General features: G+C 57.9%; 12 protein-coding genes and 3 pseudogenes. 3 read left to right on the top strand and 12 right to left on the bottom strand.

Going from position 1 to position 15,755, the window contains the following annotated elements; all coding sequences use genetic code 11:
• Positions 1 to 119: 119 nt before the first annotated feature.
• The 4 genes from AC1D00_RS04690 to AC1D00_RS04675 form a co-directional block, all read right to left on the bottom strand.
• Entirely contained in the window at positions 120 to 1,481 is a 1,362-nt protein-coding gene (locus tag AC1D00_RS04690) for a DUF4910 domain-containing protein (RefSeq protein WP_029677451.1), read from the bottom strand.
• A 29-nt stretch (positions 1,482 to 1,510) separates the two neighbouring features.
• Positions 1,511 to 2,746: a methyltransferase domain-containing protein gene (locus tag AC1D00_RS04685; RefSeq protein WP_477009843.1), complete on the bottom strand. Its 1,236-nt coding sequence runs from the start codon at positions 2,744 to 2,746 to the stop codon at positions 1,511 to 1,513.
• A gap of 170 nt (positions 2,747 to 2,916) precedes the next feature.
• Positions 2,917 to 3,498 carry a dTDP-4-dehydrorhamnose 3,5-epimerase family protein gene (locus AC1D00_RS04680; protein WP_025576304.1) on the bottom strand — a complete coding sequence of 194 codons (582 nt, stop codon included), beginning with the start codon at positions 3,496 to 3,498 and terminating at the stop codon, positions 2,917 to 2,919.
• A gap of 30 nt (positions 3,499 to 3,528) precedes the next feature.
• Positions 3,529 to 3,711: a hypothetical protein gene (locus AC1D00_RS04675; RefSeq protein ID WP_477009841.1), complete on the bottom strand. Its 183-nt coding sequence runs from the start codon at positions 3,709 to 3,711 to the stop codon at positions 3,529 to 3,531.
• 364 nt (positions 3,712 to 4,075) lie between these two features.
• Here AC1D00_RS04675 and AC1D00_RS04670 point away from each other — a divergent pair, with 364 nt between their 5' ends.
• A complete protein-coding gene (locus AC1D00_RS04670; protein ID WP_477009840.1) occupies positions 4,076 to 5,485 on the top strand; it encodes a glutamate-1-semialdehyde 2,1-aminomutase in 1,410 nt (469 codons plus the stop codon).
• 129 nt (positions 5,486 to 5,614) lie between these two features.
• Here AC1D00_RS04670 and AC1D00_RS04665 read toward each other — a convergent pair whose 3' ends face one another.
• The 6 genes and pseudogenes from AC1D00_RS04665 to rfbF all read right to left on the bottom strand — a co-directional run bounded on the left by AC1D00_RS04665 (position 5,615) and on the right by rfbF (position 10,160).
• Positions 5,615 to 5,887, bottom strand: coding sequence for a helix-turn-helix domain-containing protein (locus AC1D00_RS04665; protein WP_477009842.1), 273 nt, complete (start codon positions 5,885 to 5,887; stop codon positions 5,615 to 5,617).
• A 96-nt stretch (positions 5,888 to 5,983) separates the two neighbouring features.
• A pseudogene (locus AC1D00_RS04660) lies at positions 5,984 to 6,277 on the bottom strand (hypothetical protein); the annotation flags it as partial.
• Between the two features lie 353 nt (positions 6,278 to 6,630).
• Positions 6,631 to 6,899, bottom strand: a pseudogene (locus tag AC1D00_RS04655) (transposase); the annotation flags it as partial.
• A gap of 290 nt (positions 6,900 to 7,189) precedes the next feature.
• A complete protein-coding gene (locus AC1D00_RS04650) occupies positions 7,190 to 7,960 on the bottom strand; it encodes a LuxR C-terminal-related transcriptional regulator (RefSeq protein ID WP_477009839.1) in 771 nt (256 codons plus the stop codon).
• Between the two features lie 285 nt (positions 7,961 to 8,245).
• The gene (locus AC1D00_RS04645; protein WP_477009838.1) at positions 8,246 to 9,304 is read right to left on the bottom strand and encodes an NAD-dependent epimerase/dehydratase family protein; all 1,059 of its coding nucleotides are present in this window, start codon (positions 9,302 to 9,304) and stop codon (positions 8,246 to 8,248) included.
• A 13-nt stretch (positions 9,305 to 9,317) separates the two neighbouring features.
• Entirely contained in the window at positions 9,318 to 10,160 is an 843-nt protein-coding gene (rfbF, locus tag AC1D00_RS04640; RefSeq protein ID WP_049823846.1) for a glucose-1-phosphate cytidylyltransferase, read from the bottom strand.
• A 173-nt stretch (positions 10,161 to 10,333) separates the two neighbouring features.
• Here rfbF and AC1D00_RS04635 point away from each other — a divergent pair, with 173 nt between their 5' ends.
• Positions 10,334 to 11,581, top strand: coding sequence for an acyltransferase family protein (locus tag AC1D00_RS04635; RefSeq protein ID WP_477009837.1), 1,248 nt, complete (start codon positions 10,334 to 10,336; stop codon positions 11,579 to 11,581).
• 49 nt (positions 11,582 to 11,630) lie between these two features.
• Here the strand turns inward: AC1D00_RS04635 and AC1D00_RS04630 are convergent, their stop codons facing one another.
• Together AC1D00_RS04630 and AC1D00_RS04625 are read right to left on the bottom strand one after the other, a co-directional pair.
• The gene (locus tag AC1D00_RS04630; protein WP_404558986.1) at positions 11,631 to 12,542 is read right to left on the bottom strand and encodes an aldo/keto reductase; all 912 of its coding nucleotides are present in this window, start codon (positions 12,540 to 12,542) and stop codon (positions 11,631 to 11,633) included.
• Between the two features lie 225 nt (positions 12,543 to 12,767).
• A pseudogene (locus AC1D00_RS04625) lies at positions 12,768 to 13,835 on the bottom strand (acyltransferase family protein); the annotation flags it as partial.
• 803 nt (positions 13,836 to 14,638) lie between these two features.
• On the opposite strand from AC1D00_RS04625, the gene AC1D00_RS04620 reads away from it, so the two are divergent.
• Positions 14,639 to 15,755, top strand: a 1,117-nt coding sequence (locus tag AC1D00_RS04620; protein ID WP_477009836.1) for an Ig-like domain-containing protein, incomplete at its 3' end; no start/stop codon positions are given.

Genomic DNA, 15,755 nt, shown 5'->3' with positions numbered 1-15,755 from the left:
GTCCGGGAATGCTCAAATTCGACGTGCTGGCGAGCCGTTTCCAGCGGGCACCATCAACTCGTCGCCCTTCAGCTGTCTCAACCTCTATCGGCCGGCAAACACCACCCGCCCTAACGAAACTAGTTTGTCGGGCCCGGCTCGCTTTGCTTGATGAGACCGGCTCGGCTCAGCGCGGCGGCCGCTTCCTTTATCACCGCCCAGGGCAATTTGGATCGTTCGGCGATGTCGAGCAGTGAATGATCCCCGTCCGACATGTTCAGGACCCATAGCAGCCCCATCTGGAAATCTCCGGCCGCGAGCCCGCCCAATCCACTGTAAAGGCCATAATTGCCCAATTTTGGCTCGCAGAACGGCTTCTGGTTCCGAAAGCAGGCGTTGTTCTCGATGACGTCGATAGCTGCAATCGCCTTCGTTAGAGTGTCGTACAGCGCAGCAGGGCGAACAAAGTCCAGATTATCGGCCGAGCTGTGATACTCCGCGAATCTACCGAAGGGCGTTCGCATCACGGTCCCGATCGGTAGGTTGAAGCCAGGCGAGCAATATTGCCGCTCGTCATAGCCGTAAGGTGAGAACTCCTGAATTTCGTACGGTTCGCCGCTCTGCTCAAGCACATAGGACCAGGCTCGATCGATCTCTGTGTTGCCGCGGCGGCTCCTCTTGTAGGTCATCGCCCCCGAATCGCCGGCGCAGGTCAACACAAATCCATGCTTCACCCGACCGACATGAGCCTCGTTGAGCGCCAACCAGGTGATCGCTCCAATAGTGCCGGGGATGAAGACGAAGCGATAAGTATACCTGAGCTCCATCTTCCGCAGGTGCTGCGCTAGCGCGGTTGCGACCGCGATCCCGGACAGGTTGTCATTGCAGAGCGACGGATGACAGATATGGCAGGAGATCAGCACCTCGTCCGAGGTACGGCCAAGCAGTCTCAGATCGCCGTAAGTCAGATGACCCGGTGCGAGGCTGGTATCGATACAAACCTCGTAGACGTCCTCCTGCATTGCCAATAGTTCATTGTGYGGCAGACAGAAGCCCCACGTCTTCTGGTAATAGCTTGTCCGATAGGGAATCCAGTCCGGCTTTTCCGGATCCGAGTAGAGGTGAGGCTTAAGCTCGTCGAGCGTCATGTGCGCGCTCACCGGTATGCTGTAACCAAGGAGGTGCAGGTTCGACTTCCTGAAATCGATCACGCGCTCGCCGGCGCTGTTCTTGACATATGCATCACGCACGTTCCACTCCGGTGGAACGGTCCAATCAAATACCTGCAGACCGGACGGTACTTCGCACGTGGTAAGCGGGACATAGTTTCGGATGAGATCGATCGTTCTTCGGGTCCCATCCCCCGTTATGCTGCGGGAGATGGGATACATCTCTGCAATAAACTCGTGGAGGGCCCGTCCGGTCTTGTCCGCTGACAGGTCAACGGCCGCGTCACTCTCCCTGAGGTCCGCGAGGTCTGCATGCCTTGCAATGTCATCCATGCTCCACGTCCCTGCGGTATCCGGTTGGCTCAATCCACGATCCTGGGCTCGGGAATCGGCACCACGAACTGAGCTCCCCAGCTGCGGGCGAATRACAACTGGCTGACGATCTCCCGCTTCAGGTTCCAGGGTAGAATGAGGATGTAGTCCGGCTTTGTCACGTTGATGCGTTCGGGCTCAAGAATTGGAATGTGAGATCCCGGCAACAACGACCCCTGCTTGTGCGGGTTTCGGTCGACCGTATACTCAATGAGGTCCGAGGTAATGCCGCAGTAGTTCAAGAGTGTGTTGCCCTTGGCTGGGGCGCCGTACCCGACAACACGCTTGCCCTGTCGCTTTGCATCCTCAAGAAAGGAAAGAAGCTTTTGCCTGGTTTCCATAGCGCGCTCTTCGAACGCGTCGTAGTGATCAAGGTTGGCATATCCGGCATCGATTTCGCGGCGCCTGAGATCCAGCACCCGATGGGAGATCGGATGCCATCCCTTGTTGGCGTGCTGAGCATAGATTCGCAACGAGCCACCATGGGTCGGSAACTCTTCGACATCAAACAATGTCAGGCCGTGGGCCGCAAAGATCTTCTCGACAGCGATAAACGAGAAGTATGAAAAATGCTCGTGATAGATCGTGTCGATCTGGCACTCGTCAAACAGACGCATCAGATGGGGGAACTCCATCGTGATGACCCCCGCGTCGGCGAGAAGAAGGCTCATGCCTTTGACGAAGTCATTCAAATTTGGCACGTGAGCCAGGACATTGTTTCCGATCAACAGATCAGCGCGCAGCCCCTCGCGTCGCAAGGTACGGGCAGCACGTTCGCCGAAGAACTCCACGCGAGTCGGAATGCCCTTCGCGCGCGCAACGGCAGCGACGTTCTGAGCCGGCTCGATGCCTAGGACCGGCACATCGGCTTCGACAAAGTACTGCAGCAAATAGCCGTCGTTGCTCGCGATCTCGACGACCTTGCTGTTTGCCCCGAGTGCGAACCTTTCGATGACCCGGGTGACGTAGGATTTAGCATGCTGCAGCCATGAATCGCTGTAGGATGAAAAGTAGGCATAGTCTCCAAAGATATTCTCCGGCGCCTCCCATTCCTCGAGCTGGACAAGGAAGCACTCTCCGCAAACGTAAGCCCGCAGCGGAAAAAAACGCTCGTCTTGCTTGGCTTTCTCGTTCCGAAGATAGGAGTTTGCCAACGGAGACATTCCGAGATCGATGAACACGCGTTCAAGAGGCGCGCTGCAGAAACGACAACAGCTCAACTCCATTGCATGCGCAGTTGGTGCTTTGACGTTAAGGGTGGATGCCGCTTCTTTCAGCATTTTATGGCTCCTGCCGGGGGCGATCTGTGATCTCACCGACACGCTAGCGTTGGTCGGGGCAGAGCTATTGACGGTCGTCAAGTCACGTTTGCTTTTTGCGAACGTGGGGCCCTCACCTACGACCTCTTGGCGACAGCGATATTCATGCGGGCCTTCAATTCGTCCCCGATATTGCTGTGGGGCTTCCATGCCCTGTCACGATCCGAGAGCACCCGCACCTCTGCCGGCCAGGAAATTCCAAGCGAAGGATCGTCGTGCGGCAACCCGCCTTCCGCGCCTGGCGTGTAATAGTTGCTGATTAGATAAATCAGCTCCGTATCGTCAGTGAGCGTGATGAAACCATGCGCGAAGCGCTCCGGTATGTAGAGCCCGCGGCCATTGTCCGCCGAGAGGTTAACGATGACATGTCGCAAGTAGGTCGCCGATTCCGGCCTCAGGTCGACGATCACGTCGGCCACCGCCCCCTTGGTGCATCGGACGTACTTGTTCTCCGTCGCCGGGGGATACTGAAAATGCAGGCCGCGCAGCGTACCGCGTTTTGCGTTGTAGCTGATACTTGCCTGTGCGACGACAGGCTTGAGACCGTGCGCAAGAAATGTGTCGGCGCAGAATACCCGAGCGAAGTATCCCCGGTTGTCCTGATGCCTATCTATCTCCACCGTGTAGGCGCCGGCGAGGATTGTTTCGGAAAATATCATGCGGCAGATGAAATAGCTGGGTTCAGGCGACTAGAGGAACACGATCCGACAGAGTTTGACGGCAAGCCACAGCAGAGCTAGATCCCACGCAACGACGCTGACCAGCGCAAATGCGACACCGAGGACAGGCCAGTCGAGAATTCGGCTCGCCGCTTTTGCGGCCCTGAACTGGGTTGCGTAGGTTGCGGTTCTGAGTTGATCGAATTCAGACATTGCCCGCTCAATCCGTGACATGACCTCACGACAGCCTAGCCAGAGCTGAATTCGCCAATCTGACAAAGCTCAATAACGGTGGGCTATGCAATGGCGGCGTTCAAGCGATGCTGTGGGTAGCGGGGTGCTGTACCCCGCCAAGCCAGCGGCGTCCGCCCCAAAACGGAGATCGTCGAAAGGCCGACTACCTTTGCGCTCCGCCTGAGCCGAACTGCGGCAATTGGAAAAGATCGCCCGGAAACCTGGTCGCGGCTGCGGCCAAGTTGAGAACTCTCAAATACGTGACATCCTTGTGTCATCAAATGCGGCCGGGCGGCGCGCAACTGCGGTTCTTCGAAAATCACGCGTTGAGAGGGCTTTGGCAATGAACATCAGGTCGAGTTTTTTCTCGGGAACAAATCTGGACAACTTCGCGACGTCTGGAGCGCTGCGATTTCGAGCGCGCGCTGCGATCCCGGGCGGAGCACATACTTATGCGAAGGGCGACGATCAGTACCCGCTCCTCGCGCCAGGCTTCATCGCGAGAGGCTTGGGCTGCCATGTATGGGACGTCGACGGCAACGAGTTCATCGAATACGGAATGGGACTGCGCGCGGTGTCGCTGGGCCATGGCTTTCCAGCTGTCGTGAAGGCCGCAGTCGGGCAGATGTCACAAGGCACAAACTTTACGCGGCCTTCGGCACTTGAGGTCGAATGTGCGGAGCGCCTGATCGAGCTCGTCCCCGCCGCCGAAATGGCGAAATTCACCAAGGACGGATCGACGGCCACGACGGCCGCCATCCGGCTTGCCCGAGCCTATACGGGCCGGGACATGATAGCGCTTTGCTCCGATCAGCCCTTCTTCTCTTACGACGACTGGGCGATCTGCACGACACCCATGAACGCCGGCGTTCCCCGGGCTATGGCGGAGCTGACACAGGGATTCCGGTACAATGACCTGTCCTCGGCGAAGGCGCTGTTTGCCCGATACCCGGGTCGGGTGGCCGCCCTGATCCTCGAAGCCGAAAAGGAGGTGCCGCCGACTCCGGGATATCTCGCCACACTGCGCAAACTGTGTCATCGGAACGGTGCTCTCTTGATCATCGACGAGATGATCACTGGCTTTCGATGGCCAGAGTGCTCCGCCCAACGTCACCATGGAATTGAGGCCGACCTATCGACCTTCGGCAAGGCGATGGGCAACGGCATCGCAATTTCTGCGCTGCTCGGCAGACGCGAAATCATGGAGCTGGGCGGCCTCAATCATGATCGCGATCGCGTCTTTCTGCTTTCGACGACACATGGTGCCGAGACTCACGCTTTGGCTGCGGCGCTGGCCGTCATGAACACCTACCGTGACGAACCGGTCATCGAGACGCTCCACCGCCAAGGAAGTCGCCTGAAGGCCGGTATCGAAAACTCCACGCAACGCCGCGGACTAACCCGCTATTTCAAGCTCGCCGGCCGGACGTCCAATATGGTCTATGCTTGTTGTGATCGTGACGGAGTGCCATCACAGACCTTCCGCACATTGTTTCTCCAGGAGACAATCCGCCGCGGCTTGCTGGCGCCCTCACTGGTCACAAGCTATTCGCACACCAACGATGATATCGACCGAACCATCGAGGCCATCGACGGCGCGCTCGCCGTATATCAGAAGGCGTTGGAGGACGGGCCGGAAGCCCATCTGATTGGCAGACCGGTCGCGCCGGTGTTCCGTCGACGGGCCACTTCGACTTCGGCCGGAACGCCGAGAACGAAAGTTCGCGGTTCAAGAGATGCGAAAGCCAGTTAATCGATCAAGGCCTAGCGCGCGGCGGGCTGTATTTGTAATAGCCCCAATCTGATCACGTTCGGCATCCGAGGAAGCCCGCCGCGAACCACAGAGAACAGTCGCGGCGAGACACTCACAACACGAGACGGTTTATTCAACGGCTCGCCCGTTGGAAATCCTCGCGAGCCCCTCAAGATCGGTGAACTTGATCGTCTTGCGATTGGGAAGATCGATGACCTTCTTCGCTTTGAACTCGGCCAGGGTACGACAAACCGTTTCGAGCGACGTCCCAACGWGATCGGCGATATCAGCCCGGGGTAACTGAAGTCGGAGCGCGCCAGGACGTTTGGGGTCCGCAGGCAAGTGTGGCCGAATGCGCAACAAGAGCCAGGCGATGCGCGCCACGCAGTTCTTTTGGCTCATGGTCATCACCAAGGTGAGAGTATCTGCCAGCACCTGGTGGGCCCCACAGGGTTCATCGCTCCGGCACACTCCAGAAGTCCTCGATCGGATAACGCGACAATCTGTCACGGCCTCTGCGGTAAACTGCTGATGGGTTGAATGGGTCGGCATAACGACATCGCCGGGCCAGTAGAAAGCAAGTATCTGGCGATTTCCGTTCTCAAGAAGGCGGACTGCCCGTACGACCCCCTCAACGATCTCGATCTTCTGAGCTTCTTCCTCTCCTTCCCAAAAGAGAGCCCTGCAGCGAGGCACGAAGGACGTAGACGGGCGTCGAAAATCGGGAACGTTGGTCGATCTATGAACTTGCGAAGAAAGTTTACCCTGGAGTAAAGCGGATTCTGTAAGCATTTGAATTCACCTCAATACGTAACCCAATACGTTGAAGTGTAGGCGGACCTAATCCGAAGGATATTCAGGCTAAAGCGTTAGGATTCTACGGGTTCCGTATAAGCCGGTTGGCCTAGTCCGTCGGGCGAAAAAACTATTCGCTGCCTATGCCGCGCTCAAAAGAGCAAAAAGCTCGTGCAAGCCTGCGGTAAAGGTGCTCGCGCGTTTATCACCTGTGCCCAATTACACAGCGCCTTCTGTCGGTTCGATTTTTCGGAAGAGTTGCGGTTGAGGAGCGCAATTGCCCTTGCTGCACGATTTCATCCGAAGCTACGAGCCTCCACGAGGCTTCCACAATTCCCATGGCAACCAGTCGCGTGCGCCAGAGCGTTGCGCATGAGGTTGACGCGGCAACGCTGCCAGCTCGCGTTGAGAACCTTGTCCTCGTTGGGGGGAGACGACGCCGCGAAGGCCGCGTCGACCTCGAGGAGACGAATATCCGTTGCCGAGAACCTCGCGCCGGCCATCGCCATTGACGCCGACGGCGACGATCGCCGCGACCGGGACGATGCATCCCTGCTGGCTCACCCTTCACTTAGGTGGCGTCGATCCACAGATATGGCCAGTCGCCTTCGATCGGACGACAAGGCTTTCACCTTGTTCGTCCACGAGCGTGCGGAGCTTCATGATATCGTCGATCATCGGTGGTTCCTCAGTTGCGTTGGCGTGTCGCAACCCAATCCTACCGGCGACTCTCCAGTCTCCACAAAGCTGCCGACCCGCTAGGACAAGATCTCAGGTGGGTAAGGGGGGCTTTGCCCTGCCGAGCTCCACCACCATTCACCGGGGACACGGCCCCGGGGTTGCATCTCTAGCAGCCAGCGCCGAGCAAGACGTTGTTGCCAAGCGCGCGCAAGCTGGAAAATGCAGCGATTACCCGGCTGGTCTTCGAAAGAGAGGCCTATCCGTGGGCTGCGCCCATCGATCGCCAACGATCAACTCCGAACCTGGGCCTGAGCCATTACCCCGGTCGATCGAGAACCTCTTGCTTCTCATTCTGCTAGCCAACCTGTCCCTGGGCCCGACCAACTTCGCGGCTATAAAGGCCGCTTCCGTCCGATTCCGGGCACAAAGCGCGCGCAGGAGCGCCGCTGTATGGATCTTGCTGGTTCCTTCCGCGATGCTTAGCTCGCGCGCAATCTCTTTGTTCGACATTCCCTGGGCCAGCAGCGGAAGAATTTCGTTCTGCCGGCGCGTCAATCGCAGAGCCTCCAAATTGAAGTTGACCGTCTGAGGGGGCTCTGGTCGGCCTACATCATCATCGGCTAACCACCGCGGAACATAGATGCGTCCAGACAGCAAATCGCCTATCGCGGACAGCAATTCCTCATCCGACTGAAGCTTGGGCAAGAATCCATGAAAGCCAGCCGAAAGACATTTCAGCACGTCCGCGCGGCTGCTCGAAGCCGACATCACTGCAATACGAGTAGCGGGCCTCAAGTCGACGACTTCCGAGAGAACCGCGAGCGAACGTTGATTAAGACAACCTAGATCGATCAGGATCAAATCGATGCCTGTCTCCAGCTCAAAATTCTCGAGCTGTGCCGTGTCTAAGACGCGGGACTTCTTAAACCTGGTCTCCACTACATCTCGGAGACCACTACGATAAACACTGTGCTGATCAACTATTAGAATGACTGGCACTGCTCAATCTCCGAGCAATCCCGTACTCTTACCCGGGACTCTCACATCGTTGGCAGCTTGAACTGATGAAACGGCAAAACAACCTCACCCACTGGTACTTCTGCTCGGTGTTCCCTTCCCTCCGGCTATACGCTGCCACCCAATAGGATTGCCGCATTGCAAAAATATTATGATTAGTTGTGGAAAAGTCAACTGGTGATAGCAACTCGTTTCCCAACGCTGCCGCGCCGACGGGCCTCGACTTGGCTCCATCGGCGTCGGCAGACAAATACGCGAACCTTCTCGCTAAGTGCGCCCGAGCGCCGGCACGATTTCGGGAATCGGCGTCCACCGCAAATGAAGATCCAACTGCTCGGTGTGCTGCAGGTGTCGAAGCTCCGAAAGGCGTGTAAATGGCGCGGCATTGAAGGTCGCTTCGTCTAGCTGGATGCGCTGGAATACCCCGCTCAATTGCCGCGCGCCACGCTGCGCATTCCATTGGCAGCGGAAATTCGGCATGTGGGCTCTAATCTTCGCAAAGGAGACGCGATAGCTGCGATTGTCTGGACCACTCGGGCCAAACGAAAGATCGCAATCGGTGAAAGTGTCGTTCACGATCTCCGCGATCTCGCGCACCGTATAGTTCTGACTTTCATCGCCGACATTGAACGCCTCGGCGCAAACCGCTTCGCGGGGAGCGTCTAAAGCGCACAGGATGGCCTGGCAGATGTCCTCGATGTGGACCAACGGACGACAGGGGGTGCCGTCGCTCATGACGCGAATTTTCCCTGTTGTGAACGCCCACCCCGCAAGGTTGTTCAGGACGAGATCGAAGCGCTGCCGGGGAGACGCTCCAAACGCGGTGGCGTTACGCAGAAACACGGGCGTGAACCGGGAGTCAGTCAGTTCGACGAGATCGCGCTCGACGAGCACTTTGCATCGCGCATAAGCCGTCTGAGGTTCACAAGAAGACATCTCGGATTTCACCTCGCTGCCGGCCGCTCCATAGATGCTGCAAGAGGACGCATAGATGAATCGCCCGATTCCCGCCTCCCTGCACTTGCGGGCAAATTCTACGGAGCCGCGATGGTTGATCTCCATCGTGATCGCAGGATCATTCTCTCCCAGCGGATCATTAGAGAGCTCCGCGAGGTGCACCACAGCGTCAAACCCCTCCAAATCAGACAGTGACAGCTGCCGCGTATCGCGCGACATGACCATTGGCCGCGTCCTGCCGTCATCGAACAGCCAGCCGCGGCGGTAGAGGCCCGTGTCGATCCCGATCGCATCGTAACCGTGCTCAAGCAGTCTCGGGCCGAGCACCGCACCGATATATCCGTCAGCTCCAGTGAAGAGAACGCGCATCTGCTTCATCTCCTCAGATTGTTGCCCGATCGGCGATTGCGGGGTGCGATATCTTGGTGCTTCCATTCGCGGCACCGCCCTTATTCCAGACGCACCAGGGTGGATCTCCGGTATCCCAGAGATCCTGGAGAATGGCCTTGTCGCGCAAGGTGTCCATGTTCTGCCAGTAGCCACGGTGCCTGTAGACAGCCAGTTGGTCCTGTTCGGTCAGACGGGCGAGCGGCTCGTTTTCCCAGCTCGTACTGTCGTCGTCGATGAGATCGAGGGACTGAGGTTCGACAACGAAGAAACCTCCGTTGATGACCTGACCGTCGCTCGCGTCCTTCTCGCGAAAGCCGGCCGCGCGGGGGCGGTCAGACGAGAGATTGATCGCACCAAAGCGGCCGGGTAGCTGGACCGCGGTGACCGTCGCCAGGGCACCCTGCTGATGGTGGAATTTGATTAGCGCACGTATGTCGACGTCGCTGACGCCATCGCCGTATGTCATGCAGAAGGTCGAATTCCCGAGATGCTCGCGCACTCGTTTGAGGCGCCCCCCGGTCATCGTCCTCTCTCCGGTATCGACCAGCGTCACCTGCCAGGGCTCCGATCCGTTTCGATGCATTTCGATGCGGTTGCGCTGAAGGTCGAGCGTGAAGTCTCCCTGGTGAGACAAGTAGCTCATGAAATAGTCCTTGATCACCGTGCCCTTGTAGCCACAGCAAATGACGAACTCGTTGAGGCCGTAATGGGAATACAGCTTCATGATATGCCACAGGATCGGACGACCACCGATCTCAACCAGCGGCTTCGGCACCACCGAAGTCTGCTCGCTCAATCTCGTACCGTAGCCGCCGGCGAGAATAACAACCTTCATAGGGATCTCCTGTCCTAGGTTCCCCACCGAAACATGCGCAGATGCATTTTCGGATGGCGCAGTTCGGACCGTAGTTCGCTGGGGCACGACCAAGTTGATGACCGTCAACTCGGCAGGACGACATCAGTTGATGCCGCACACGCGTCATCACGAGCGTTCGCACGCATGACAATTTGACGTTCATCAACTTGCCGATCTGCGCTGCCGATATTCAAAGATCGAGGCGAACGCCTACCACCCCGGAAGAAAACGCGATGACATCGATCGGTGACAAGTGGGACGCGGCGAAGGGACGGCCCGCGGGTTTCGATCTCCTGCGCATCTCATTGGCAGTCGCCGTCATCCTTTGGCACTCAGTCGCGGTTTGCTACGGTTTGCCCGCCGAGCAATGGTTCTATGGTGGATCATTGAAGCCCGTTGTCTGGCTTATCGTCCCCGCCTTCTTTGCCCTCAGCGGATTCCTCGTTGCAGGAAGCCTCGAGCGGAACAGCCTTCCGGCGTTCGTCACGCTGCGGGTTATCAGGATATTCCCTGCCCTGACTGCAGAAGTCGTGATCTCGGCTATGCTGATCGGCCCGCTCTTCACAAACCTCGCCCTGTCGCAATATTTCACCGACCCCGACTTCCTTCGCTATTTCCTCAATGCAACCGGTGACGTTCACTTCTATTTGCCCGGCGTATTTTCCGACTTGCCCGTGCCAAACATGGTCAACAGCCAGCTTTGGACCGTTCCGCACGAACTCGAATGTTATGCTGCCATCAGTGCGGCTGCGTTAATCGGCTTGACGAGGCGTCACCGGCTCTTCTTGTTGGCAGTCCTGTTCGTCGTGTGCGCATTGGCGCTGCGTGACATTGTTGGCGGGAAGCCCGCCTCGCCTGCCGCTCCTCCGGGCCGGATGCTAGTTCTCGCCTTCCTGTGCGGAGTGGCGCTGTTCCTGAACCGAACCCGGATCGTGTTTTCGCGCTGGCTGCTGCTGGTCAGCCTTGTAGGCTTCATTGCTTCCGTGCTCGCCTCGAACCGCGCCGGAGAGGATCTGGCCGCACTCTTCGTCAGCTACCTCACGGTCTATCTCGGGCTACTCAATTTCAACGTCGGACCTGTCACCCGCGTGGCCGATTACTCGTATGGCATCTATCTTTACGGGTTTCCCGTTCAGCAAACAGTTGCTCAGCTCTTGCCGAACTACCGCATTTGGTACGTCAATTTTGGGATCAGCCTTGCCGTGACTTCGATCTTCGCGATTGCATCCTGGCATCTGCTCGAATCCAGGGTGATGGCGGGGAAGAAGCCGATTCTGGCGTTCGTCTCAATGCTCGTGGATCGAGTGCGGTATATGCTCGTAACCGCGTGGGGTTTGCTGTTTCGCCGCCCTGCTGAGGCCGGTACTGCGCCTGCCAAGCCGCCGGCTCCGACAAACTGAGCGATATGAGCCAACCGGGGGAGCCACGGAAAACAAAACCCGAGCTGCCTCAAGTCCTCGAGAGCCGACGGGTCAGTCCACGAAATAAGCCCATTTGCCCATAGGTCGCAGGATCGGGGCCGATCCTTCCATCAGGCCGATCGAGCCTCGAGATGACCGCGTGGTCGTCGCTGGTCAAATCAAAGTCGAACACGTCGATGTTCTCGGCCATGCGGGCCGCGTTTGCCGATTTCGGTATCGCGATCGTGCCATTTTCGAAGTGCCAGCGAAGCACAATCTGCGCAGGCGAACAGCCGCACCGCTCTGCGATGGCCAATATTCTCGGATTGGTGAGAGCCGCGCCCCGCCCAAGCGGACTCCATGCCTGAGTGACGATGCCATAGCGCTCGTGGATATTTCGTAGCTCGCGCTGTTGGAACGCTGGATGCAGCTCGACCTGATTGACCGCCGGTACGACGCCGGTCTCATGCATGATGCGTTCCAGATGATCGGCCATGAAGTTCGATACACCAATCGACCGGACACGTCCCTGCTTCTGGAGCTCGATGAGCGCGCGCCAAGTCTCGACATATGCCCGCCGTTGAGGGCATGGCCAATGGATCAGATAGAGATCGACTACGTCGAGTTGCAACCTGGCAGAGCTTGCGTCGAACGCACGCATTGTCCGGTCGTATCCCTGATCCTCATTGCGAAGCTTCGTCGTGATGTAGAACTGGTTTCTTACCCGCTTCAGAGCCGCGCCAACTCCGCTCTCGTTTCCATAATCTGCAGCAGTGTCGATCAAGCGATAGCCTGCGTTGATCGCGGATGTGATGACTTCCGGCGCAATCGCGTTGTCGATCTGCCAGGCTCCAAAGCCGAGTTGGGGCAATACATGACCGTCGTTGAGCAACGCCATCGGGACTCGAGTTGCAACCGCTGCAAGGTGCCCTCGCGACCGTTCTGCCTGCTTCAGCGGCATTCCAGAGGCAGCCGACGGCAAGGACGGTCCGGCTCCAGCAGCAGCAGGGGGCGCCGTGGCACGATCAGATGCGAGTACGTATGGCAGAGCGGCGGCGTCAACAACCACCGTCGGACGCAGCAGAGGGCCGTCGATCCAGCCGCGAAGCATCCTAGCCTTCAACCAGTCACGGATCGTTGGGGTGCGCCTTTCAAAAACGCAATAGAAGATTGCCGCTGTGAACAGGCAGGCCAGGATGAAACTTGCGTTAAGCCCGATCGAGGCCAGCGTGAATTCCTGGCGATCACTGGCAACGGTGACGTTCAGGAGCAGCAGGATCGGATAGTGTATCGCATAGAGCGAGAAGCTGAACTTTGCGAGCTCCCTGCCGGCTCGAAGAAATGAAGGCAGCGACACCTTCAGATGGTCTGCGCCAACAATGAATGCGGCCGTGCCTAATCCGACCGACATGCTGAACGAGGCCCATTGAGGGAAAAGGCCCTTCAATGTGAGAAAATACAGTCCCGTCATACTCAAGAGAAAGCCGCAGCACCACGCCCAGGCCGGCGCAACCACCGCATAGGCGATCACGCCGAGGCACCAGATGAAGAAAAAGAAGATGAATTTCAGACCGATATGCGTACCGCCGGTGTCATGGTGTTCGGCGAGCGCAAACAGCCCGAAGACCGTGACGATCATCGCGATGTAGGCCGGTTTCTTACGCACCGAAATCAGCGCAAAAAACAGCACATAGTACCAGAACTCGTTCGACAAGCTCCAGAGGGCGGCATTTCCTGCGAATTCCGAACAGGCTATCGTCTGGAGAAACAGGCCGTTGCAGATCGCAGCGGCTGCGCCAACAGGCGCGTGAAAGATGACCGCATGGTTGTAGAGGTCCTGATGCGAGGACACATATACCTGCCACCCCGCTGACTGCCGCGCCGAGATATAGAGGCAGAAGGATATCGTCAGCGCGGGCAGGAGCACGACATAGAGGCGCGATAAGCGCGCCGAGAAATAGTCGACAGCGTTCGGCCGTCCTCGCAAGGCTCGAACCAGAGCGGGCCCTCCCACAAGGTAACCGCTCAAAACAAAGAAAACGAGAACGGCCGCGGGGCCATTCGCGCTTGCGGCCCACAGAATGGAATAGACCGCTCTCATTGCCGGGTCGTACCCCTCGCCCGGCAGCTTCTCCATGAACATCAACTGATAGGAATGAAATGCCAGGACCTCGACGGCAGCGAGGCCGCGCGCAAGATCGAGCCAGTCGGATAGAACATTCGAAATTCCGGTCTGTGCACGAAAGCCGATCACGTGATGCCTTCCGTCTCGAACCCTTTTCGGCGAACCACAGAAGAGACGCCATCCCTCTCGCTTAGACCCAACCGTTCCAATCGAGTTGACGATGCTCAATAATGAGCGGTGCAACAATAAGAGATGCGGACACCTATCGTCGCACGGATTTCRACCACCGCACTCGTCGAAGGGTCGATGCTCAAAGCTTCAAATGTCAGAAGCGGCATGCGTCTCACCGAGGCGGGACAATTCGACGCAATGCGCTCAACATGCGACCACACCACAGCGAGCGAAACACAAAAACAGCCGGTATTTCCTCGTGATAGCAAACGTGGTGATCAAACAGCTCCTGCTGCCTCAAGCGGCAAACGTCACCATTAGACGGTAATGATGAGAGAACGCCTCACTGCCACCCCATTCCGCAACAAATCAATCACATTGACGACAGATTCTGTTGCAAGCGTGAACTCGCGAATGCGCCGGGTTGCATTTGCAGGTCGTTGCGCTGACGACCATTGCTCAAAATGAGTGCAATCACGGAAGCTGCGAAAATTTCGTTGCGGCGCGTCGATTGAACTTTACTGCGGCTTGGTTCATGCTTTCTGGAAAGGCTCAAGGTGATTCGGCAAGTCCGATTTCGGTAATGCGAGACGATGGCCGCAGGGCGTCCGGCCGGTTCTTGCAACTTTCGAGTATCAGCAGAAACAGCGTTTAGTTGGCGCGAACGGCGTGACGTCGATCGTGCCTTCTGTCCCCGCACGTTCGCGGGCAGCCTTGAATGCTGTCTCACATCCACGCATTCGAACGACTAGGAAAGTGAAATGGGGATTTCGTTATCGGAGCTGATCAAACAGAACACGCTTGGGCAGAGCGAGGGGTATCCTGCCGGTGTTCCGCACAGCTACAGTTGGTACAAGGGTTGGAATCCCGGTGGTCAAATGACACCGCCTGCCGGCTTCACCGCGGTCGAAGGTTGGGGGCAGGTCTATACGGAAGAAGGCACTCCCGCGTCTCCAAGTGCGGACGTCGAAGTCGCGAACGCAAAAACCTACGTTCATATCAAGGAGACCGGTCAGTGGGTGCTGGTCCAGGACCAGTCAAAGCTTGGCATCGGAGGCGGGCATTTCGTCTCTGATTTCGCCGGTAACTCAGCTTATCCGATGACGGTGACTCGGCTGTCAAACGGAGCGGCGAGCTTTGATGCGCCTTCGACCGGATACAACGATCATTTCTGGTATGGATCGCGCGGGACCTACATGGCCGGTACGGTCGACGGCGTTTACGTCCAGATGGATATGAGGACGACCGATGCCAACGCGAATCTGGTGGGCATGGTCGGCGTGGACTGGTGGCGCAACGCGACGGCTCCGTTTCTTGCCGACCACAGCAACAATCCAGGTGTCGGAGGCAGCAACTGGGTTGAGCTATCAACCCAGTGGAAGACGATCGGTTACTATTCCCTGAGCACTGCGGCGTTCCAGGCAGACTTGCCTCCGCCGTTGCTTGGATCTTCACCTCCAGTCGAGCCTTCCGACACGGTGGCACCGGCATCGCCCACGATAGCCGCACTCACGCCGGATACAGGTACCGCCGGAGACAACGTCACCAACGCCAAGCAATTGACGTTGAGCGGAACGGCAGAAGCGGGCAGCACCATCAAGGTATTTGAGGGCACCACCGTGATTGGCACGGCCAAGGCCAGTGCGAGCGGCACCTGGAGCCTGACCACAGCCCAATTACCGGACGGCAATCATGCTTTCACCGCRACCGCCACGGACGCTGCAGGCAACGTCAGTTCAAAATCCGCTGCTCGCAGTATCCTTGTGGACACGCTGGCGCCGGTGGCCCCCAGGATCACGGCATTCACACCGGATAGTGGTACCGTCGCGGCCAGGACGACGAACACCAGGCAACTGACGTTGAGCGGCACGGCGGAAG

The organism is Bradyrhizobium sp. P2_E8 (assembly GCF_056403875.1).
This window is presented reverse-complemented; position numbering and strand designations above follow the sequence as displayed.